This is a genomic window from Bradyrhizobium symbiodeficiens (assembly GCF_002266465.3).
In the GTDB taxonomy this organism is placed as follows: domain Bacteria; phylum Pseudomonadota; class Alphaproteobacteria; order Rhizobiales; family Xanthobacteraceae; genus Bradyrhizobium; species Bradyrhizobium symbiodeficiens.
The window spans coordinates 4,797,536-4,818,631 of record NZ_CP029427.2 but is presented as its reverse complement, the minus strand read 5'-3'; the positions used below and the strand labels follow the sequence as shown (position 1 = coordinate 4,818,631).

Annotated in this window: 22 protein-coding genes; 8 read left to right on the top strand and 14 right to left on the bottom strand. The window is 64.7% G+C overall.

The window, feature by feature from the left end; translation table 11 throughout:
- Positions 1-54: 54 nt before the first annotated feature.
- Positions 55-1,362: an adenylosuccinate lyase gene (gene purB / locus CIT39_RS22720; RefSeq protein ID WP_094972232.1), complete on the bottom strand. Its 1,308-nt coding sequence runs from the start codon at positions 1,360-1,362 to the stop codon at positions 55-57.
- A 559-nt stretch (positions 1,363-1,921) separates the two neighbouring features.
- Between purB and CIT39_RS22715 the strand changes: the two genes are divergently transcribed.
- Entirely contained in the window at positions 1,922-2,509 is a 588-nt protein-coding gene (locus tag CIT39_RS22715) for a TetR/AcrR family transcriptional regulator (protein ID WP_162308622.1), read from the top strand.
- Between the two features lie 46 nt (positions 2,510-2,555).
- Here the strand turns inward: CIT39_RS22715 and CIT39_RS22710 are convergent, their stop codons facing one another.
- The 3 genes from CIT39_RS22710 to CIT39_RS22700 form a co-directional block, all read right to left on the bottom strand.
- Positions 2,556-2,861 carry a hypothetical protein gene (locus CIT39_RS22710; protein WP_094972230.1) on the bottom strand — a complete coding sequence of 102 codons (306 nt, stop codon included), beginning with the start codon at positions 2,859-2,861 and terminating at the stop codon, positions 2,556-2,558.
- A 113-nt stretch (positions 2,862-2,974) separates the two neighbouring features.
- A complete protein-coding gene (locus tag CIT39_RS22705; protein ID WP_094972229.1) occupies positions 2,975-3,625 on the bottom strand; it encodes a response regulator in 651 nt (216 codons plus the stop codon).
- A gap of 7 nt (positions 3,626-3,632) precedes the next feature.
- Positions 3,633-5,003, bottom strand: coding sequence for a sensor histidine kinase (locus tag CIT39_RS22700; RefSeq protein ID WP_094972228.1), 1,371 nt, complete (start codon positions 5,001-5,003; stop codon positions 3,633-3,635).
- A gap of 185 nt (positions 5,004-5,188) precedes the next feature.
- Between CIT39_RS22700 and CIT39_RS22695 the strand changes: the two genes are divergently transcribed.
- From CIT39_RS22695 to CIT39_RS22675, 5 genes are all read left to right on the top strand, one after another.
- Entirely contained in the window at positions 5,189-5,983 is a 795-nt protein-coding gene (locus tag CIT39_RS22695) for a MotA/TolQ/ExbB proton channel family protein (protein WP_094972227.1), read from the top strand.
- Positions 5,980-6,666: a hypothetical protein gene (locus tag CIT39_RS22690; protein WP_094972226.1), complete on the top strand. Its 687-nt coding sequence runs from the start codon at positions 5,980-5,982 to the stop codon at positions 6,664-6,666. The genes CIT39_RS22695 and CIT39_RS22690 overlap by 4 nt, the downstream gene beginning before the upstream one ends.
- Positions 6,659-7,264, top strand: coding sequence for a hypothetical protein (locus tag CIT39_RS22685; RefSeq protein ID WP_094972225.1), 606 nt, complete (start codon positions 6,659-6,661; stop codon positions 7,262-7,264). Before CIT39_RS22690 ends, CIT39_RS22685 begins: the two co-directional genes overlap by 8 nt.
- Positions 7,265-7,410: 146 nt before the next feature.
- Positions 7,411-8,151, top strand: a complete 741-nt coding sequence (locus tag CIT39_RS22680; protein ID WP_094972224.1) for a metallophosphoesterase family protein — start codon at positions 7,411-7,413, stop codon at positions 8,149-8,151.
- A gap of 6 nt (positions 8,152-8,157) precedes the next feature.
- Positions 8,158-9,597, top strand: a complete 1,440-nt coding sequence (locus tag CIT39_RS22675; protein WP_094972223.1) for a serine/threonine protein kinase — start codon at positions 8,158-8,160, stop codon at positions 9,595-9,597.
- A gap of 24 nt (positions 9,598-9,621) precedes the next feature.
- On the opposite strand, the gene CIT39_RS22670 is transcribed toward CIT39_RS22675, so the two are convergent.
- The 3 genes from CIT39_RS22670 to rpe all read right to left on the bottom strand — a co-directional run bounded on the left by CIT39_RS22670 (position 9,622) and on the right by rpe (position 11,032).
- Positions 9,622-9,813, bottom strand: coding sequence for a hypothetical protein (locus tag CIT39_RS22670; RefSeq protein ID WP_094972222.1), 192 nt, complete (start codon positions 9,811-9,813; stop codon positions 9,622-9,624).
- A gap of 22 nt (positions 9,814-9,835) precedes the next feature.
- The gene (locus CIT39_RS22665; protein ID WP_244607435.1) at positions 9,836-10,264 is read right to left on the bottom strand and encodes a hypothetical protein; all 429 of its coding nucleotides are present in this window, start codon (positions 10,262-10,264) and stop codon (positions 9,836-9,838) included.
- 66 nt (positions 10,265-10,330) lie between these two features.
- A complete protein-coding gene (rpe, locus tag CIT39_RS22660) occupies positions 10,331-11,032 on the bottom strand; it encodes a ribulose-phosphate 3-epimerase (RefSeq protein WP_094972220.1) in 702 nt (233 codons plus the stop codon).
- Between the two features lie 254 nt (positions 11,033-11,286).
- On the opposite strand from rpe, the gene CIT39_RS22655 reads away from it, so the two are divergent.
- Positions 11,287-12,075 (top strand): EF-hand domain-containing protein, encoded by a 789-nt coding sequence (locus CIT39_RS22655; RefSeq protein ID WP_094972219.1) that lies wholly within the window; start codon positions 11,287-11,289, stop codon positions 12,073-12,075.
- A gap of 13 nt (positions 12,076-12,088) precedes the next feature.
- Here CIT39_RS22655 and CIT39_RS22650 read toward each other — a convergent pair whose 3' ends face one another.
- From CIT39_RS22650 to CIT39_RS22640, 3 genes are read right to left on the bottom strand one after another with little or no spacing between them, the layout of a single operon-like run.
- Positions 12,089-12,301 carry a KTSC domain-containing protein gene (locus CIT39_RS22650; RefSeq protein ID WP_094972218.1) on the bottom strand — a complete coding sequence of 71 codons (213 nt, stop codon included), beginning with the start codon at positions 12,299-12,301 and terminating at the stop codon, positions 12,089-12,091.
- 50 nt (positions 12,302-12,351) lie between these two features.
- On the bottom strand, positions 12,352-13,347 hold the full coding sequence (locus CIT39_RS22645) for a P1 family peptidase (RefSeq protein WP_094972217.1): 996 nt from the start codon (positions 13,345-13,347) through the stop codon (positions 12,352-12,354).
- A gap of 60 nt (positions 13,348-13,407) precedes the next feature.
- Positions 13,408-16,215: a PAS domain S-box protein gene (locus CIT39_RS22640; RefSeq protein ID WP_094972216.1), complete on the bottom strand. Its 2,808-nt coding sequence runs from the start codon at positions 16,213-16,215 to the stop codon at positions 13,408-13,410.
- A gap of 237 nt (positions 16,216-16,452) precedes the next feature.
- On the opposite strand from CIT39_RS22640, the gene CIT39_RS22635 reads away from it, so the two are divergent.
- On the top strand, positions 16,453-16,839 hold the full coding sequence (locus CIT39_RS22635; RefSeq protein WP_094972215.1) for a response regulator: 387 nt from the start codon (positions 16,453-16,455) through the stop codon (positions 16,837-16,839).
- A 77-nt stretch (positions 16,840-16,916) separates the two neighbouring features.
- Here CIT39_RS22635 and CIT39_RS22630 read toward each other — a convergent pair whose 3' ends face one another.
- The 4 genes from CIT39_RS22630 to livM form a co-directional block, all read right to left on the bottom strand.
- Positions 16,917-18,035, bottom strand: coding sequence for a branched-chain amino acid ABC transporter substrate-binding protein (locus CIT39_RS22630; RefSeq protein ID WP_094972214.1), 1,119 nt, complete (start codon positions 18,033-18,035; stop codon positions 16,917-16,919).
- A gap of 163 nt (positions 18,036-18,198) precedes the next feature.
- Positions 18,199-18,942 (bottom strand): ABC transporter ATP-binding protein, encoded by a 744-nt coding sequence (locus CIT39_RS22625; RefSeq protein WP_094972213.1) that lies wholly within the window; start codon positions 18,940-18,942, stop codon positions 18,199-18,201.
- Entirely contained in the window at positions 18,939-19,772 is an 834-nt protein-coding gene (locus tag CIT39_RS22620) for an ABC transporter ATP-binding protein (protein WP_094972212.1), read from the bottom strand. Before CIT39_RS22620 ends, CIT39_RS22625 begins: the two co-directional genes overlap by 4 nt.
- Positions 19,769-21,088, bottom strand: a complete 1,320-nt coding sequence (gene livM / locus CIT39_RS22615) for a high-affinity branched-chain amino acid ABC transporter permease LivM (RefSeq protein ID WP_094972211.1) — start codon at positions 21,086-21,088, stop codon at positions 19,769-19,771. Before livM ends, CIT39_RS22620 begins: the two co-directional genes overlap by 4 nt.
- Between the last annotated feature and the right edge of the window lie 8 nt (positions 21,089-21,096).

Here is a 21,096-nt window from a genome sequence, read left to right as displayed (position 1 = left end):
TCTGTGAGAGGGGCCCCCGGGTATCGCTGCGCTCACCCGGGCTACGGAGCGCGCTCAGCTCTCGCCGAATACGCGCTTGAAGATCGTGTCGACGTGCTTGAGGTGGTAGCCGAGGTCGAACTGCTCCTCGATCTCGGCGTCGGTCAGATATTTCTTCACCTCGGCGTCCTTCTTCAGCAGAACAAGGAAATCGCCCTCGCCGCGCCAGACCGGCATCGCGTTGCGCTGCACCAGCTTGTAGGCGTCCTCGCGGCTCGCGCCCTTCTGCGTCAGCGCCAAGAGCACGCGCTGCGAATGCACGAGGCCGCCGAGGCGGTCGAGGTTCTTCTGCATGTTGGCGGGGTAGACCAGCAGCTTGTCGATCAGGCCGGCGAGGCGCACCAGCGCGAAGTCGAGCGTCACGGTGGCATCCGGGCCCATCATGCGCTCGGCCGAGGAGTGCGAGATGTCGCGTTCGTGCCAGAGCACGACGTTCTCCAGCGCCGGCGTCACATAGGCACGCACCATGCGGGAGAGGCCGGTGAGGTTTTCGGACAGCACCGGATTGCGCTTGTGGGGCATCGCCGAGGAGCCCTTTTGTCCTTCCGAGAAGAACTCTTCGGCTTCCAGCACCTCGGTGCGCTGCATGTGGCGGATCTCGACCGCGATGCGCTCCACCGAGGAGGCGATCACGCCAAGCGTCGAGAAATACATCGCGTGGCGGTCGCGCGGGATCACCTGGGTCGAGATCGGCTCGGGGACGAGGCCCATGGCTTTCGCAACGTGCTCTTCGACGCGCGGATCGATCTGCGCGAAGGTGCCGACGGCGCCCGAGATGGCGCAGGTCGCCACTTCCTTGCGCGCCGCGATCAGGCGTTCCCTGGCGCGCGAGAACTCGGCATAGGCATAAGCGAGCTTGAGGCCGAAGGTCACCGGCTCGGCATGGATGCCGTGGCTGCGGCCGATGGTCGGCGTCATCTTGTGCTCGAAGGCGCGCTTCTTGAGTGCGGCCAGCACCTTGTCGAGGTCGGCGAGCAGCAGGTCGGCGGCACGGGTGAGCTGGACGTTGAGACAGGTGTCGAGCACGTCGGAGGAGGTCATGCCCTGGTGCACGAAGCGCGCCTCGGGGCCGACGATCTCGGCGAGGTGGGTGAGGAAGGCGATGACGTCGTGCTTGGTCTCGCGCTCGATCTCGTCGATGCGGGCGACGTCGAAGGTGGCGTTCCTGGCCTTGGCCCAGACCGTCTTGGCGGCCTCCTTGGGGATGGTCCCGAGCTCGGCCAGCGCGTCGGCCGCATGCGCCTCGATCTCGAACCATATCTTGAACCGGGTCTGCGGTTCCCAGATCGAGGCCATTTCCGGGCGGGTATAGCGGGGGATCATCTGACGGCTCCAGGAAGGTGGGCGGGCGGCCCTGAGGGGCGCGACCTGCCAAAATGCTTTTTACGCTGTGATTTAACAGAGCAGGCAGGGCGAAACAAACGGTCTCGGTGCCGGCAGAGGGGGATCGCCGAGCTATCCACCGGACCGGTTAGCAGCGGTGACGACCTCAACCGCAAATATTAACTGTCAATCACGGATCATTGACTGACAGATATTGAAATCTGTCAGCGGGACGTGTATATCCGTCATCGGACGCTCCGATTGGGCGTCCCGCGACAAGCCCCGGAAAGCCCGACATCCGAGCCAAGCTCGGATTGAAGGGCGGATTGAAGAACGGGAAGCGCGGACGAATGGAGACTTACGACAATGACGACCGAAATCATCAATCTCACCGGCACAATTGGGCATTGGCTCAATTTACTGGTGGCGCGCCAGATTGCGGCGCAGGCTGCAAAACTGCCTCATTGAGGCGAGAGCTTTCCGAACGGCCGGCAATGGGCGCTTCGGAAGCCGCTCCATCGCCGGATAACTGAACCCTGAACGGGAACATGGTGCTGGCATGAATGAAGCCGTTGTCTTGACGCCGGAGCGGATCCTCGAAGTCACCGAGGACGTGCTGAGGCGCTTTGGACTTGCCAAGGCCACCGTGGTCGACGTTGCCCGTGCGCTCGATGTGAGCCACGGCAGCGTCTATCGCCATTTTCCGAGCAAGGCCTCGCTGCGTGAGGCCGTCGCCAAGCGCTGGCTGGACCGTATCGATGCGCCGTTGCGCCAGATCGCCGAGGAGCAGGGGCCGGCGCCGGCAAGATTGGATCGCTGGCTGCGCACGCTGTTCGCCGCCAAGCGGTCGCGCGTGCTCGACGACCCCGAAATGTTCGACACCTATCTGACGCTGGCGCGCGAGGCCTGTGCGGCCGTCAAATGCCACAAGGACACCATGATCGACCAGATCTCGGCGATCCTGACTGACGGGGTGACGCAGGGCGTATTCGCCATTGGCGACGTCAAGACCACCGCGCGCGCGATCTTCGATGCCACTGTCCGCTTCCATCATCCGGCGCATGCCGATGAGTGGAAGGATGCCGATCTCTCCGCACGCGTCGATGCGACGCTCGCGCTGCTGCTGCGTGGTCTGAAGGCAGCCTGAGGCCGCAGGACCCATTCAATCCGCCGAGTTGCCGATCAACTTCCGATCAACTTCTCGCCTTGTGAAGCGTGGCGCCGTCGCGAAGCGATGGCGAGGAAGCAGCATGTCTTCGCGCGTGGAAGGCAGGATCGGACGATGGCACGACCGGCGGACTGTTCGGATAGGCATTGACCGCGATTTCGACGGTGTCCTTTGACCGCTTGCGAAGACGGTAGAAGGTTAGCTCCTGATCGAGCATTGGACAGCGGAAGTGGACGACGGCTGTGTCCGGCAGGCGGCAAAGTTCGTCGATGAGTTCGCCGACTGTGATGATCGGGGGATGGTCGGCTGCCTTGTGATGACCCTTACTCATGACCTCGTGACTCCTTCACTGCGGTACTAACCGGAGCCGGATGGAGTCCGTTCCAATTTCGTTCGGCAGATTGAGAAGCTTCAGGGGACCATGGCGATGCGGCAGCGCTGCTGCTAGATCCTCGTCAGCCCACACGTCGCCGCGAGCCGCACAAGCTGAGCGTCCGTGCGCGCGCCGGTCTTGGTCTTGATCAGATAGTGGTAGTTCTGCACTGTTTTCACACTGAGATTGAGATGCGTCGCGATCTGCTCGGTGGTGGCGCCGCCGGCGAACTGGCGCAGGATCTCGATCTCGCGTTCGCCCAGCTGATCCAGCACCGAGCCCGCCGACAGGCTGTCCTCGGCCAGGATGTGCGCGATGTCGTCGCTCATGGCCCGCTCGCCGCGCGCGACGGCGCGGATGGCATTCACGACCGCGGATGGTTCGCTGCTCTTGGTGACGAAGCCAGAGGCGCCGGCGCCGAAGGCGGCTTTCACCAGCACCGCTTCGTTGTGCATGGTGAAGACGAGGATGCGCGCCCGCGGATTGCGGGAACGGATGTTGCGGATCGCCTCCAGCCCGCTTGCTCCGGGCATCGAAATATCCAACACGACGACATCCGGATCGTGCGCCTTGAAGGCAACATAGGCATCCGCGGCACTATCGGCTTCCGCCACGACATGCAGATCGCCCTGGCTTTCCAGCACGCGCCGATAGCCTTGCCGGACGATCGGGTGGTCGTCCACCAGCAGCACGGAGATGCCTGTTGCCGCGACCTCGCTCATGCCGCCCTCACGCGGCGAGCGGGATGGTGGCGGCGACACTGAGGCCTCTGCGGGCCGGCAGAATCGAGAGCGATCCGCCGGCCGCCGTGACGCGCTCGCGGATGCCGGTCAGGCCGAAGCCGGCCGATTGCGCGACGCGCTCAGCATCGCCGCCGCCGTCGTCCTCGACGCGGATCAGCAGCGCGTCGTCCTCGCCGGCCCGGCGTTCGATACGCAAGATGATCTCGCGCGCCGCACCGTGACGCAGCGCGTTGGTCAGGCATTCCTGGGCGACGCGATAAGCGGTCGTGGCGGCCGCGCCGCTGATGTCTGTGAGGTCACCCCGGAGATCGAGCTGGATCGTCGGCCGCGCCGCGCTCTGCGAGCGCCAGCTGTCGACGAGATTGACGAGGCTTGCCTCGAGCCCGAGCTCATCAGGCAGGGGATTGCGCAGGCGTTTCAGCGCATCGCGCAGCGAGGCCATCAGATGATGGGTGGCCTGCGAGATCATGCGCGCATCCTGTGCGATGCCGCTCTCGGTTTTTCCCTTTGTGCTCGCCGTCTCGATCGTATTGGCAAAGGCGAGGATGGCGGAGAGATTCTGCCCGAATTCGTCGTGCAGCTCGCGGGCGAGGGCGCGGCGCTCGTCGTCGCGGATTTCGATCAGGCGCCGCGTCAGCGCAGCGCGCTGCTCGGTGGCTTCCTCCAGCCGGCCGCCGAGTTCGTCGACGGCGCGGCCGATCATTGCCAGTTCCATCGAGCGGAAGCGCGGCAGCCCGGTGCGATACTGCCCGCGCGCCATGCGCTGCAGGGCGGTCACGATCGTGCGCGCCGGGGCCAGCGCATGGGCGATCGCCAGCGAAGCCAGCAGCGCGATCGCGGCCGCCATCAACAGCGCGACGTCGATCACGTTGAGGATGTACTCCCAGGCGAGCGAGATGGCGGCCGCGGCATCCGGCGTCGCGACCACCGTTCCGGCCGAGGCGGCGCGGGGGCTGACCGGCCGCACCACCTCGGCATGGCTGCCGAGGAAGATCGGCACGATCGCGGCGAACCAGCTCGGCGGGGTTTTGCCCAGCCCCTCGCTCTGACCGCAGAGCGGCTTTTCAAATGCGATGGCGGGCTGGAACTCGACGCAGACTCCCGGCGAGATCAGCTTCATCGTCTCCAGGGTGCGCCATTCCGGAACCGGCAAAAGCTGCTCGCGCGCTCTGCTGCTGCGCAACAAAAGCTCGTGCCAATACAGCGCCTGAAGCGCCTGCGCGACCCGCTGCGCCGAGGCCGCAGTCGAGCGGTCGACGCTGCGATAGGCGTCGAAAGTGGCCCATATGGTTGCCGCTCCGAGACACAGGGCCACGATAAGCAGCAGACGGGCGACAAGCTGAAGCACGAGGCGCATGCGATCACCCTCGACGTTTGATAAGCTCAGCCTAACAACGCCGCCGCGCCTTGCCAATTGCGGGGTGTGGCCGGATCGCAGCTCGGGCAAATTTCCCAAGCCGGATTGGGCATGGGTCTTTGGACCTGATACGACGGTTCTGATCTAATCGAGTGGGAAACGTTACTGGCGAGGAGCGGCGCAGCATGAGCTCGATCACGATTGGACCGATCGCGTCTGCTACGACCGACCCATCCGAGCGCAGCGCGCTCCTGTTCTGGATGATCTTCACGGGGCTCTCGATCTTCGCCGTCGTGCTGCTGTGGCGGTTCGGCCTGATCCATCTGATGCTGACCTCGGACCGGACCTACATTTCCAGCGTCATCGCGGTGCTCTATGTCCTGACTTGCGGCCATTGTTTTCTGCGCACGCGCGCGATCGCGCGTGAAGGCGCAGCGGCGCGGCGCTGCCGTGAGGCGCTCGCGGCGCCTGACGGCGGCAAGGTGCTCGATGCGAACGCGGCGGTGCTGCCACAGGGGCTGGTGCGCGACCACATCCAGAGCCTGGTAACGAAGGCGGCCGCGCAGGACTTTCGCCCGGTGGACCAGACGCTGCTGCTGCGGACGCTCGCGGACCGGCTGCGCGGCTCCAACGGGTTCGGCGCCTTCGTCTCGGATACGCTGATGAAGCTCGGCCTGCTCGGCACCATCGTCGGCTTCATCATCATGCTGGCGCCAATCGCGGGGCTGGATGCTGCCGACAAGGTCGCGATGCGCTCTTCGATGGGGCTGATGAGCGACGGCATGGCGGTGGCGATGTACACGACGCTCGCCGGCCTCGTCGGCTCGATCCTGGTCCGTATTCAGTACTACATGCTGGACGCCGCGACCCAGCGGGTGTTCTCGGATGCGGTCGTGTTGACCGAGACCTATGTGACGCCGGTGCTGGAGCGAAAGGGTTCGGACAAGAGTTCTGACAAGGGCTCCGGAACGCCGCCATGATGGACGATTTCGGTCTCTATCCGCGCGAGGAGCCGTTCGATCCGCTGGGCGTGATGCTGTTCAAGGCGCTCCAGGTGATCGCGTTCCTGTTTTTCCTCGCGCTGCTCGCGGTCTCCCCGGATGCCAAGGAGGGGAAGATCGACTCCAAGGCGGAGTTCATGATCACGCTGGACTGGCCGGATAGCCACCCCGACGATCTCGACCTGTTCGTGCAGGATCCCGCCGGCAACATCGCCTGGTATCGCCATCGCGAGGCAGGCTTCCTGACCCTCGATCGCGACGACCGTGGCGGGGCCAACGATTTCATCATGGTCGCCGGCAAGAAGATCGCCTCGCCGATCCGCGAGGAGATCGTCACGGTGCGCGGCATCGTCCCGGGCGAATATACGGTAAACGTCTCGCATTTCGTCGCCACGACCGGCGAACCCGTCACCGCCAATGTGAAGGTGCAGAAGCTCAATCCGACCGCGCAGGTGGTCTTCGACAACAAGTTCACGCTCGACCACACCGGCGACGAGAAGACGGCGGTGCGGTTCCGGCTCGATGCCGAGGGCAAGGTCATCGACGTGAGCCAGCGACCGAAATCGCTGCTGGAGACCTTCCGCAACGTGCGAGCCAACGGGGCCGGTGTCGATCCCAACACCGGGGTGAGGATTCCCGCAGCGAGGACGCTCCGTGAGTGATTTGAAAACGGTCATCCTCACGCTGTCGCTCGCCTATGCCGTGATCGGCGCGCTGCTGCTGGTGGTGCTGGTCTACGCGCGCCTGCACTGGTCGCTGAAGGCCGTCGCGGTGGTCGTGACCAGTGCCTTCTACGTCGTCAGCTTCAACGAAATGCGCGGGCTGCTCGGCTGGGCCAGCTCCGACCGGCTGCCGGCGACGTTCAAGCTGCTGAAGGCCCGTATCGTCGAGCCGCATTCGCTTCAGGGCGATCCCGGCTCGATCTATCTGTGGGTCGAGCAACTGGACGAGGACAATCGCCCGAGCGGTATCCCACGGGCGTTCCGCGTGCCCTATAACGACGCCCTTGCCGACAAGACCCATGCGGCAGAGAACGAGATCGCTCTTGGACATCCGCAAGGCGGCCGTGCCGCGGATTTCGGTGGCGGCGACGGCAGCCTCATCGACATGGTCCGGGAATATGTGACGCCCAAGACGATCATGGAAACGACCGGCGGTGATTCCTCGACCGGCGAATTCATCGCCCCGCCGGCCGGCGCGCAAGGCGTGAGCTTTACGCCGCTGCCGCCGCCCCGAATGCCGCCCAAGGACGAGCAATAAGCTCGTCACCATCGCCGCCAAGATCATCACCGCAGGATCATCGCCGAAAGGCTGCGCTGGTAAACGGCGCGTCGCTGGCGCATGGTTTTGACTTCCCTCAATTTGGCCTTACCGGCCTTCAATAAGAATTGGAGGGTGGAGGTTGCGTGCTGCTAGCTGTCTTTTCGGATATCCACGGCAACAGGCAGGCCTTCGAGGCCTGTCTGAAGGTTGCCCGTGCGAGGGGCGCGGAGCGGTTCGTCCTGCTCGGCGATTTCGTCGGCTATGGCGCCGATCCGGAATGGGTGGTGGATACCGCGATGGATCTCGTCGCCCAGGGGGCGATCGCCGTCCGCGGCAATCACGACCAGGCGGTCAATTCCTCGACGGAGACCATGAACGCCGAGGCGCAAATCGCAATCGAATGGACCCGCGGCCGGCTTGATACCGCGCAGCGGCGATTCCTGACCGAACTGCCGATGCTGGTGGAGGATAGCGATCGTCTCTTCGTGCATTCGGAAGCGTCCAGCCCCCAACGCTGGCACTATGTCCGCTCGACGGTGGACGCCGCCAAGAGCCTGATTGCGACGCCCGCCCATGTCACGTTCTGCGGCCATATCCATCGTCCCGCGCTCTATTCGATGTCGGTGACGGCGAAGATGACGAGCTTCGTGCCGAAGACCGACGTTCCGGTGCAGCTTCTGCGCGGCCGGCAATGGCTCGCCGTGCTAGGCTCGGTCGGCCAGCCCCGCGACGGCGATCCGTCGGCGGCATTCGTATTGTTCGACACCGAATCGTGCCAGATCACCTACTGCCGCGCGCCCTACGACATCGGGACCGCAGCGGAGAGGATTCGCGACAACGGCCTGCCGCACCGGCTCGCCGATCGGCTCTCGGAGGGGCGCTAGAGGCCGATGCCGAAGCCCCTGGTCAAATCCGGTGCGGTGATCGATGGTTACACCATCGGTGAATGCGTTCATGCGGGCGGCATGGCGACGCTGTGGACGGTCACTCATCCCGGCATCGATGTGCCCCTGCTGATGAAGATCCCGCGGGTGTCGGAGGGCGAGGACCCTGCCGCGATCGTCTCCTTCGAGATGGAGATGATGATCCTGCCGCGGCTGGCGGGTCCGCACGTCCCGGCCTGTTTCGGCACCGGCGATTTCGCGCACCAGGCTTATGTCGTGATCGAGCGCATCGGCGGCACCACGCTCTACAAGCGGCTGCCCGACTTGCCGCTGCCTTACGACGAAGCGCGGCAGCTCGTCGCGAGGATCGCAACCGCGCTTGCCGACCTGCACCGGCAGAACGTGATCCATCACGACATCAAGCCGAGCAGCATCATGTTCCGTGATAGCGGCGAGGCGGTGCTGATCGACTACGGCCTGTCGCATCACAACCACTTGCCGGATCTCCTGCAGGAGGAGTTCCGCCTGCCTTACGGCACAGCGCCCTACATGGCACCCGAGCGGCTGTCAGGGGTGCGCGACGATCCGCGCAGCGACCTGTTTTCGCTCGGCGTGCTGCTCTATTTCTTCACCACCGGCGAGCGGCCGTTCGGCGAGGGCGAGACGTTGCGCGCGATGCGGCGCCGGCTGTGGCGCGATCCGCATCCGCCGCGAAGCTTGCGCGCGGACTATCCGCCATGGCTCCAGGAGGTGGTATTGCGGTGCCTCGAGATCGAGCCGGTGCGGCGCTATCCGACGGCGTCCCAGCTCGCCTTCGATCTCACGCATCCGGATCAGATCAGGCTCACGACGCGCTCGGAACGGATGAAACGCGACCCCCTCAGCATCGCTTGGCGGCGCCGCTTCAACCAGGGCGTCATGGCGCCACGCGCGAAATCGGATGTCGCCGCCCAGATCGCATCGAGCCCGATCCTCGCCGTGGCGCTCGATACGATGGAAGGCGCACCGGAACTGAACGAGGCGCTGCGCGTCACCACCGAGCGCATCCTCGCTACCTTGCCGTCGGCGCGGCTTGCCTGCCTCAACGTGCTGAAGCTCAACCGCATCGCGATCGATCGGACGCTGGACGAGCAGGGCTCCAACAAGCATATCGACCGGCTGGTGGCGCTCCGGCATTGGGCCACGCCGCTGAAGCTGGACGAGAGCCGGCTGTCGGCTCATGTGCTGGAGGCGGTCGATCCCGCTGCCGCGATCCTGGAGTTCGCCGAGGTCAACCAGGTCGACCACGTCATCATCGGCGCGCGGCAGGGCTCGTTCAGGCGCACGCTGCTCGGCAGCGTCTCGGCTAAGGTAGCTTCGGAAGCGGCCTGCACCGTTACCGTGGTACGGCCGCAGCGGATGGCTGGGGACGTCGGCGAGGCCGAAGCTGGCGGAGCGCCGGGATAACTCGCATGGCGACCTGAAGCTGGATCAGGCGGCTTGAGCGGTGTGGGCGACGCGCTTGCGGCGGATAGGCCACGAGAATTGCGGGCCGGGCTCGCCGTGATCCGCGCTGCCGCCAAAATACTGGATGATCTCGCGGCAAGGCTCGCAATTAAACAGGTTACGCGAGGCGGATGCCTTGGTCATTTCTTTCAGGCAGTTCGGGCAGTGCGGTTTCATGCGGCGGTCCTGAAAAGAAGTCTCAGTGTCGGCGTTGCGAGGGAAAGCAATGATCGAGGTCCGTCGTGTCGAGCCCTGCATCGTCGTCCAGCGTGCGATCGGTGCGCTCGAAGCGGCCGAAGAAATAATCGAGGCTCGGATGCGGGCGGCGCGGGATTCGGCATCTGCGCTTCGGCTGGCGCTTCACGAGGGCGATTTGCATGACGCTCAACCCCGACGAGGATGAAGGCGGACGATGTGGGCGGAAGCCGCGGCCTTCACCGGTCGCGCGACGTAGAGGCGGCGAGCCGCAACCGCCGCGTTGAACCCGACCCATAATGCCACGCCAGTCCAAATCAGGGTCGTCGTCATGATGTCCTCCCGTCAAAAGCAGGCAGGAATCACTTTGCGGTGATTTGCGAGAATCAGTGAAGTCCGGATGAGTACGGATCAAGGTTGCAATCTTAGGCATTGCGCGCTGCAGCATCCGTAATAGCCGCGGAAAATTGCGATCGTTCGCGTGCGCGCTTGGTCCTGATCAGATCGCTTCGCCGCGCGCCCCCAGCGCCGCGTTGCGGATCGCGGCGATGTTGGTCTTGTAGGCTTCCTGCGTGCCGCCCCGGAATACGGATGTGCCGGCAACGAAGGCGTTGGCGCCCGCCGCCGCGAGCGCGCCCGCAACGTCGGGGCCGACCCCGCCATCAACCTCGATGTCGATCGGGCGTCCCGCTGTCATCGCGCGGATGTCGCGGATCTTGCCGATCGCGGAGGGGATGAAGGCCTGGCCGCCGAAGCCGGGGTTGACCGACATCACCAGCACGAGGTCGACCAGATCGAGGACATATTCGAGCGTGCTGATCGGCGTGCCGGGATTGAGCGAGACGCCGGCCTTCTTGCCGAGTGCGCGGATCGCCTGGAGCGAGCGGTGCAGATGCGGACCGGCCTCCGCATGCACGGTGATGTGGTCGCATCCGGCTTTCGCAAAGGCCTCGAGATAGGGGTCGCAGGGCGAGATCATCAGGTGCGCGTCGAACACTTTCTTCGTGTGCGGGCGCATCGCCTTGATGACGTCGGGGCCGTAGGAAATGTTGGGAACGAAGTGACCGTCCATCACATCGAGATGGATCCAGTCCGCGCCGGCGGCGTCGACGCTGCGCACCTCCTCACCGAGCCTGGAGAAGTCCGAGGCCAGAATCGAGGGCGCAATTGCCAGGGGGCGGGGGACGAAGGCTTGGGTCATGACGCGGTTTCCCGTGGCGGCCGAAAGGAGATTGAGCCTCGCCTAACATGGGCCCCCCCGGCGGGCAATGCAGGACAGGCGTGCTTCCTGTGGGCGGAAATTTCTGCCGCCACCGGCACGAATTGCCGGTGTTTCGAGGCTGGGCGATGCGCACGAGGCGTGGATTTCATTGAACTTTTTGCGCTGGCACGCCGATTGCTGACGCTACCTGCAGAACATTGGCTGCGGCATGCCGCATCGGTTGGAGTTGTGCAATGTTGTTCGCCCTTGGTGCCGTATCGAGCGCGCTCGACGCGATCCAGTCGCTGACCAGCTCGAAGTCGTCCTCGCCGACGCAGAAGGCGGGATCCTCGCAGGGCGCGACCAATCCGTTCGCGATCGATAGCAGCAACAGGGGCACGACCAGCGGCGCGACCTCATCGGTGAGCGCCGGCAAATCTCCGCAGATCTCGCCGGAGACGATGAACGCGCTGTTCGCGGCGCAGAGCCAGTCGGCGGGTAACACCAGCGGCGCGACGAGTTCGACCTCCTCAAGCTCGACCTCTTCGACGTCGAAGAGCCGGGATGCAGCACTCAAGGATCTGTTCTCGCAAATCGATGCGAATGGCGACGGCAGCATCACCAAGTCCGAGTTTGAGGACGCGCTCGGCGCAGGCGGGACCAACCTCGCAAAGGCCGACGACGTATTCTCCAAGCTGGATTCGAATACGGACGGCAGCGTGAACCTGGATGAGATGTCGAAGGCGCTGAAGAGCGGCCACGGGCACCATAATGCGCAAGGTGCCGGCGGCGCGGTCGATGGATCGGATTCCTCGTCGAAGCCCAGCGGCGGATCGACCTCGACCACGACGACCGCCGCCGACGGCTCGACCACGACGACCGTCTCCTATGCCGACGGCTTCAAGATGTCGACGACCGTGCCGGGCGCTTCCAGCCCCCGCAACTCGGCTTACGATCTGTTCGCGCAGTTGATGCAGCAGCAAGGCGGGCAGGGGCAGGGTTCTTCGGCGGCTGCCGGTTCGTCGATGTCGATGAGCGTTTGAGCGGCATCCGAGATCAGCTGGCATGCTCTTCCGTGATGTCACGATACACATACCGGTCACGGACTTCGCGGTTGAAGTACGTTCCCTTTGAACGCGCTTCCCGGAACGCGGCGGCGACCTCGGCCGGAACATCCTCGTAGACATAGAGGCGTCCGCTGACGAAAGTCACCTTCAGCTCGCGCGTTTCGGGCGCATAGCGGAAGAACCTGATCACGGAAGACGGCATGGCGGTACATCTTGAGCCGCTAGGGTAACGCCGTATCAGCCGTTTCGTTTCTAGCCGAATCTGTCCTTCCACGCTGGCAGCGCGCCGGGGAAGGGCAGCGCCGTCGCATTGTACACGCCGATTGCGATCGCCCGCGCGACAACGTTGGCGGCGACCATGCCGAGTTCGGTGAGGCCAACCAGCGGTTCGATCGGCTTCTCGCAGGTGGCCGCGGCATACAGCACGTCGCCGTCGAGTGGTGCATGCACCGGATAGATTGCGCGGGCAAATCCGGTGTGCGCGATCATCGCCAGCCGCTTGGCCTGGGGCTTGGTCAGCACCGCGTCGGTGACGACGGCGCCAATGGTGGTGTTTTCGCGCGCGTTCGCGGCAGGGCCGCCCTTGATGCGCATGCGGAGCATGTCGTCGGTGAATTCGTTCGGCAGGCCGCGTCCGCCGAACTCGCCGTTCACCTCGAACGGCGCCGCCCAGAACCAGGGTCCGTTGCCGACGGTGACACTTCCCACCGCGTTGACGGCGACGATCGCGGCGACCTTGACGCCATCAGGCGTCACCGCCGAGGCCGAGCCGAGCCCGCCCTTGAACGTGGCGGTGGTGGCACCAAGGCCGGCGCCGGCGCTGCCGATCGCGAAGTCGGTGCCGGCGGCGGCCGCCGCGGCGTAGCCGAGGTCGCGATAGGGCGAGAACCGTCCCCAGGCCTTGTCGCCCCCATTGAGCAGGTCGAACAGGATCGCGCCCGGCACGATCGGGATCAATGCTCCCCGAACCCGGTGGCCGCGGCCCTGCTCGGCGAGCCAGGCCTGCACCCCGCCGCCGGTATCGAGGCCGAACGCGGAACCGCCTGACAGTGTGATCGCGTCGACGCGCTCGACGGTGTTAGCGAGATCGAGCAGTGCGTCTTCGCGCGTGCCGGGTCCGCCGCCGCGGACATCGATCGCCGCGACTGCGGGCTGGTCGAAGATGATCGCGGTCGTGCCGGAGGCCACTTTCGCATCTTCGGCATGGCCGACGCGGACGCCGGCAATATCGGTGAGCAGATTTTTCAAGGCGGCCTCATCGTCGAGTGCAGTTGGTGATCTCTGCGATAGCGCAGGGAGGACGCAGGCTCAACTGGCGAGCGCGGTCCTGAGCATCTTGGCAAGCTCGGACTTGCGGTAGGGCTTTGCCAGCAGCAGTACGCCGGAATCGAGCCGGCCGTGGTGGACGATCGCGTTTTCGGTGTAGCCCGAGGTGAACAGCGTCTTCAGGTCGGGGCGGCGGCGGGCGGCTTCATCGGCAAGCTGGCGGCCGTTCATGTTGCCCGGCATGATGATGTCGGTGAAGAGCAGGTCGATGGTCTTGTCGCTGTCGATGATGGTCAGGGCCTCGGCGCCGTTGGCAGCCTCGAGCGCGGTATAGCCGAGGCTCTTGACCTGGGTCACCACATATTGCCGCACAAGCGCATCGTCCTCGACGATCAGGATCTTCTCGTCGCCGCCGGTGATGGGCACGTTCTGCAGAGCCTCGATATCGGTCTCCTGCACGCCGCTCGAGCGCGGCAGGTAGATCTTGACGCTCGTGCCGTGGCCTTCCTCGCTGTAGATCTTGATGTGGCCGCCGGACTGCTTGACGAATCCGAACACCATGCTGAGCCCGAGTCCGGTGCCCTTGCCGACCTCCTTGGTGGTGAAGAACGGGTCGAAGACCCGGTCGATCAGCTCCGGTGGGATTCCGGAGCCGGTGTCGCTGACCGCGATCATCACGTAACTGCCGGCGACCATGTCGGCATTCATGCTGGCATAGCCGTCGTCGAGGAAGACGTTGCGGGTCTCCAGCACCAGGGTGCCGCCCTCGGGCATGGCGTCACGCGCGTTCAGCGCGAGATTGAGGATCGCAGTCGAAAGCTGGCCGGGGTCGACCAGCGCCGGCCAGGCATCCGCGGTGAGCTGCGGCATGATGGTGATCTGCTCGCCAAGGGTGGGGTGCAACAGCTTGGCGGCTTCGAGGGCCAGCGCATTGACGTCGATCTCGCGGGGCTGGAGCGGCTGCTTGCGGGCGAAGGCAAGCAGGTGTTTGGTCAGCTGCGCGCCGCGCTCGGCGGCGTCGTCGATCAGCTTGGTGATCGCAGCCAGCTCGGGCCTATCGGCGACCGCGTCCGACAAGATGCCGATCGTGCCGGTGATGACGGTCAGCACGTTGTTGAAGTCGTGAGCGACGCCCCCGGTCAACTGACCGATGGAATCCATTTTCTGGACCTGCCGGAACTGGGCTTCGGCGGCCTGCTTCTCCGTGAGATCCCGGCCGATGAAGAAGTGACGTTTCACCGGCTCGGACCAGGTGCCCATCCAGTTCAGGGCGACCTCGTGACCGTCGTAGTGATAGTAGCGCGCCTCGAAGCTGCGCTTGACTGCGCCGCGCCGCGCCGCGCGCATCTCCTCCCGGGTTCTATCGAGGTCGTCGGGGTGAATGAACTCGGTCGCGCTGTGCCCGATCATCTCTTCCGGGCTGTATCCGAGAATATCCTTCACGCTCGGGCTGACCTGGATGAAATTGCCGAAACCGTCGGTGACCAGGATCAGGTCCTGCGAGGTCTCGAAGATGCGCTGGCGCTCCTCGATCTCGCGGCGAAGCTTTTCCCTGGATTGCTTCTCCTCGGTGATGTCGTGGGCGATCTTGGAGGCGCCGACGATCTCGCCGCTCTCCGCCCGAAGTGGCGAGACGTTGAGGACGACGTCGAGCGCGCGACCATCCTTTCTGAGACGGACCGTCTCGTGCTGGGCAATCGACTCGTTGCTGCTGATACGATTGAGAATGCTCCTGACTTCCGGCTTGCGGTCCTCCGGCACGATGATGTCGATCGACTTGCCGACGGCCTCTGCGGCGGAATAGCCGAACAGGTGCTCGGCGGCGCGATTCCAGCCGGTGATGACGCCGTTGAGCGACTGGGTGATGATGGCGTCGTTCGAGGATTCGACGACGGCGCCATACAGGGCGAGGCGCTTGCCGTAGAAGTCGCGATCTGACGCCGATTGCTCGCGCAGCCTGCCGACGAGACCCACCGTCCGGGCCTGAAGACGAACGTTCTCGATCAACAGCACCGCGAGCACGAAGCTCGACGCGCAGAGGCCATAGAGACGGCCGGCGTAGAAACCGAGATCGAACCGCGCGACGTTGACGATTGCGGACAACGCGATGTCGAACAACCATGCGCACATCACGACCATGAGCCAGACGTCGATCACCGAATGCGGACGCCGGAACCACAGGGAAACGATCGCGGCGAAGCTCAGCGACCACACAAAGGACACGACACCGATCATGGTCGGTGTGTAACGGCCGTCGCGAAGCAGCACCGGCAACAGATCGTGCTGGGCAGTGACGATCCAGGTGAAGGCACCCATGGTCGCGACGACGCCGAGCACGATGGTGTAGATCGCGTTGCTTGTCGCGCCACGGATTCTGGGGCCGCCATCCTCTTCCTTGAGCCAGGCATAGCCCAGCACGAGCAGCGGGAAGGCGCCGTGCCAGATCATGTAGAGCCAGACTGTGGTCTGGGCGCCGGCGCCAAACAGCCCGGTCGGTGCGAACAGGCCGGGGAAGGTGAGGGCATGAATCAGCGCTGCCGCAGCGGTGAACAGGTAGCCGCTCGACAGCCACAGCAGGGCGCGGGTCCGCAATACCGAAAACTGCGACAGCAGCAGCACGGCCGTGACGGTGTCGCACACCGCCAATGCTGATTGATAGCTCGCGACGAAGGCCGGAACGGGCGGTAACTTTATACCCGCGAACGGAACTGCCAATGCGAACAGGATCGAGGAGATGCCGACGATCCATAATGCCGCGGTCCGGTCGGTCGATGTGGCCGGCAGCGTTGAAAGAAACGCGCTTCGGTCGATCGCAGGCGCGTTCATCTCATGCAGACCCGTCTTGAGCATCACCGCAATCCAAGATTTGGCAGTCCCTTGACCCCTACGGTAGCCCGGTCCGGGCGCGTGTCGTGAACTGTTGCCGCGACGACTCAACCGAAGGTTACAGCTTACTTAATTTTTGTGAGAACGCGGAATGGGGAACGGGTAAGATGCGCTTTACTGGGCGGTGTCATAATGCTCTCCCGCCGCGGCGGGTTCCAGGTTTGAATCACACGATTTGATCGATCCGTAGGGGTTATTCCCATGCCTCGTATTCTCATCATCGACGACCAGAAGGACGTGCGCGCGATGGTCGCGATCGTGCTTCGGGTCAATCATTACGAGGTTGCCGAGGCCGACAGCGGTGCGACCGGGCTGAAAACCTTCGCGGAAGGCTCCTTTGACGCGGCGATCGTCGATATCTTCCTTGGCGACATCAGCGGTGTCGACGTCATCGCGACCCTGCGCGAGCGCGCCCCGGGGCTTCCCGTCATTGCGGTGTCCGGAATGACGGCGCTGGATTTCATGGAGCAGTCGCCCCACCTCGCCAGCGTGGTCTGCCTGCAGAAACCGTTTCGGCCGAACGATCTGCTGCAGGCGCTTCGGAAAGCCCAGGCCGCAGCTGGCGGCGAGCTGCCTGCGGCCATCTGACCCGCCGCGAAAAGAAACGCCCCGGACAAGCCGGGGCGCGGTGATGATCGTATGCGGGCTCGAGGCCCGAAGCGGGCTTAAGTGCCGTTGCCCTTGATCTCGGCGTAGCTGCCCTTGGCGTCCCACTTGTAGACGACGTAGTCGAGCTGCTTGATGTCGCCCTTGGCGTCGTACTCGATCGGGCCGATCACGGTGTCCCACTTGCCGGCCTTCATCGCTTCCATCACCTTCTTGGCGTCGGTGGTGCCGGCCTTCTTGGCCGCCTGCGACCACACCTGCATCGCCGCATAGGTGTAGAGCGTGTAGCCTTCGGGGTCGATGTTCTTGGCCTTGAAGGCGTCGACGATCTTCTTGGCGGTCGGCTTGTTGCGCGGGTCGGGGCCGAAGGTGAACAGCGTGCCTTCGCCCGCCGGGCCGGTGATGGAGGCGTACTCCTTGTCGGCGAGCGCGTCGCCGGCCATCAGGATCGTCTTGAGACCCTGGTCACGCATCTGACGCAGGATCAGGCCACTCTCCTGATGATAGCCGCCGACATAGACGAGGTCGATGTTGTCGCGCTTCAGGCGCGAGACGATCGCGTTGAAGTCCTTGTCGCCCTTGTTGTAGGACTCGTACATCTTCTCGGTGACGCCGGCCTTGTTGAGCGCCTTCTTGGTCTCATCCGCCAGACCCTTGCCATAGGTGGTCTTGTCGTTGAGGATCGCGATGTTCTTGCCCTTGAAGTTCTTGGCGATGTACTGCGCCGCGATCAGGCCTTGCTGATCGTCACGGCCGCAGACGCGCGCCACGTTCCAGAGCTTGCGCTCGGTGAACAGCGGGTTGGTCGAGGCCGGCGTGATCTGCAGCACGTTGCCGTCGGCATAGGCTTCCGAAGCCGGGATCGACGAAGACGAGCAATAGTGCCCGGCCACGAACGGGATCTTCGCGCCGGCGATCTTTTCGGCGATCGAGCGCGCCTGTTTCGGGTCGCAGGCATCGTCCTCGACCGACAGCGCGAGCTTCTTGCCGTTGACGCCGCCGGCGGCATTGATATCGGCCACGGCCATTTCGGCGCCGTTCTTCATCTGGCGGCCGAAGGCGGACTCGCCGCCGGTCATCGGGCCTGCGACTGCGACGGTGACATCCTGCGCGAATGCCGCACCCGACAGCGCGAGCGATGCGCCGAATGCCAGACCGATGAGCTTCAGTGATTTCATGAGATACCTCGCGGGTGGTCGCCTGTGGAAGTTGCCGGGCGTGCCCGGTCCAAACCAACGCCATTCTCGAATGAATCTACTGAGAAGTCACCGGCAAAATACGGGCATCGAGAGAGATATCTCGCCACATTCGGCCGGACGCAGGTCGGACTTGCCGGCCCGGTCAGCCGTGCCGGCCGCCTTCCAGGTAGGCGGCGCGAATCTCGGGGCGCTGCAACAACTCGGCGCCGGTACCGGCCAGCGTGATCAGGCCATTGACCATGACATAGCCGCGATGAGCGAGCTTGAGGGCGTGGTTGGCGTTCTGCTCGACGATCAGGACGGTCAGGCCGTCCTGCCGGTTCAGCGTGCGGATCGCATCGAAGATCTGGCGCGCGATCAGCGGCGCCAGGCCAAGCGAGGGCTCGTCGAGCAGGAGCAGGCGGGGACGGCTCATCAAGGCGCGGCCGATCGCCAGCATCTGCTGCTCGCCGCCGGACAGGGTTCCGCCGCGCTGGGCGTAACGTTCCTTCAGCCGCGGAAACAGCGTGAAGACGCGTTGCAGCGTCGCCTCGCGTTCGGCCTCGGTGCATTCGGTGGCATCCGCCCCCATCTGGAGGTTCTCCGCCACGCTCATGCGCGGGAAGACGCGGCGGCCCTCCGGCGATTGCGCGATGCGCAAATGCGCGATCTCATGGGTGGGGACGTCGGTGATGTCGCGGCCTTCATACAGGATCTGCCCCGCACGGGCGCGCGGCTTGCCGAAGATCGTCATCATCAGCGTCGACTTGCCGGCGCCGTTGGCGCCGATCAGCGCCACGATCTCGCCGGAGTTGATCTCGACGTCGACGCCCTTCAGCGCCTCGATCTTGCCGTAGGCGGCGCGCAGGCCCCGGATCGCGAGCAGAGGGGACGGTGCCGCGGTCATGAGCCGCCCTCCATCACGGCTGCCGCCTCTTCCTCGTCGGCGCCGAGATAGGCGGCGATCACCTTGGGATCGTCGCGGACCTCGCGCGGCGTGCCTTCGGCGATCTTGACGCCATGGTCCATCACCACGATGTGGTCGGAGATCTCCATCACCACCGACATGTCATGCTCGATCAGGAGGATCGAGGTGCCGAGCTCGTCGCGGATCGAGAGCAGGAGCTCGCTCAAGGCCGCGCTCTCGCGCGCATTGAGGCCGGCGGCGGGCTCGTCCAGGCATAGCAGTGCGGGCTCCGTGCACATTGCGCGCGCGATCTCGAGTCGGCGCTGGTCGCCATAGGCGAAATTTCCGGCGGCATCGTCGGCGCGGTCGAGCAGATTGACCCGCTTGAGCCAGTCCGTGGCGAGATCGATCGCACGCTTTTCGGCGTCGCGATATCCGGAGGCGCCGATCAGGCCGAGGAAGGTGAAGCCGGAGGCGCGCATCAAGGCGTTGTGCTGCGCCACCATCAGGTTTTCCAGCGCGGTCATTCCGGGAAACAGCCGGATGTTCTGGAAGGTGCGGGCCACCTTGGCCTGCTTGGCGATGCGGAAATCGTTCAGCCGCTCCAGCGCGATCGTCTTGCCGCCGTCATGGGTGAGGCGAATGGAGCCGCCGCTCGGTTTGTAGAATCCGGTGATGCAGTTGAAGACGGTGGTCTTGCCGGCGCCGTTCGGCCCGATCAGCGCGGTGATCTTCTTCCGCTCGGCGGCGAAGGAAAGGTCCTGCACGGCAACGATGCCGCCGAAGCGCATGGCGAGCCGGTCGACGTTGAGAATCTTGTCGCCGATCATCCGTGCCCTTCCTTGACGAGGTCGGAGGAGATCGCTTTCGCCTTGGTCAGATACACGGTGGGCGCGCGATGGCCGATCAGGCCGCGCGGGCGCCAGATCATGATCAGCACCATGGCCATGCCGAACACCAGCATGCGATAGCCTTCCAGGCTCCGGAACAATTCGAAGCCGCCGATCATGGCGAGCGCGGAGAGCGCGACGCCGAGCTGCGAGCCCATGCCGCCGAGGACGACGATGGCGAGCACCAGCGCCGATTCCTGAAAGGTGAAGGATTCCGGGCTGATGAAGCCTTGCCGGGTGGCGAAGAACGCGCCGGCAAAGCCGCCGAACATCGCACCCGTCGCAAACGCCGTGAGCTTGGTTGTCGTGGTGTTGATGCCGAGCGCGCGGCAGGCGACCTCGTCCTCGCGCAGAGCTTCCCAGGCTCGCCCGATCGGCAGCCGGCGCAGCCGGATCGTTGCCCAGTTGGTGAGCAGCGCCAGCGCCAGGATCAGATAGAACAGGAAGACGATGCGGTGCGTCGGCGAATATTCGATGCCGAGCCTGGCGGCGAGCCCGTCATCGCTGTTGTCGAGCGGGATGCCGAAGAAGGAGGGGCGGGGAATGCCGGAGACGCCGTTGGGCCCGCCGGTGAGATCCTGCCAGTTGATGATGACGAGGCGGATGATCTCGCCGAAGGCGAGCGTCACGATGGCGAGATAGTCGCCGCGCAGGCGCAGCACGGGAAAGCCGAGCAGAACGCCCCAGAACGCCGCGAGGATGCCGGCGAGCGGCAGGCAGATCCAGAACGACCAGCCGAAATTGGTGGCAAGCAGTCCGTAGGAATAGGCGCCGACCGCATAGAAGGCGACGTAGCCGAGATCGAGCAGGCCGGCGAGCCCGACCACGACGTTCAATCCCCACCCCAGCATGACATAGGTGAGCACCAGGATCGCGAGGTCGAGGATGTAGCGCTGGTTATAGAAGATGACAGGCACCAGCAGCGTGAAGATCAGCAGCGCCGGCGCGAGGTAGCGGCCGATGAACGATATGCCGCTCTGCACCGCCGGCGGCACCAGCTTCTCGGCGCCGGTCGGGCCGATCCATTGCCTGAGCAGCTCGATCACGATCGAGCCGCCAAACACGGCGGCGACGATAGACGCGAGGTCGCCGAAGCGGGTCCAATAGGTGAGCTGGCCGGAGGAGCCTGCCTCGGTGCGGATGCCGATCATCAGCGAGAACAGCACCAGCGCGATCAGCGCGTTGACGAAGGCTGTCTTCAGGAGAGCGGGGATGCTCGTTGCAGGTTTGGCCGGGTTGGTCGTGGGAGCTGTCACGCGTGCGA